At 43.3% G+C, this 293-nt stretch carries 1 tRNA gene; it reads left to right on the top strand.

Going from position 1 to position 293, the window contains the following annotated elements:
- Nucleotides 1-20 precede the first annotated feature (20 nt).
- Nucleotides 21-96 (top strand) — tRNA-Glu (locus ACOB80_RS20870).
- Nucleotides 97-293 lie beyond the last annotated feature (197 nt).

The following is a 293-nucleotide window of genomic DNA, read 5'->3' as shown; positions in this document are numbered from 1 at the left end:
CTTTGCTAAGCAGTTTTAGTGTCCCTATCGTCTAGAGGCCTAGGACACCGCCCTTTCACGGCGGTAACAGGGGTTCGAATCCCCTTAGGGATGCCACTTTTATCATGGCAACATGAGCGAAGTAGAGAAAACTAGGTCATACTCTACTGAGTTTTCAAGCAATAGCGATATTGTTTGACGGTAAAGGTAACTTTACCAAAGTTTATAGATGTAAAAGAGCAGGGCATGTTCTTTTACCCTAAAGCCAGAAAGAACGGCTTTAGTAGATGTGAGGTCGCTCACTTTAGTTTAAC

This window comes from Thalassotalea coralli (assembly GCF_055786205.1).
This window is presented reverse-complemented; position numbering and strand designations above follow the sequence as displayed.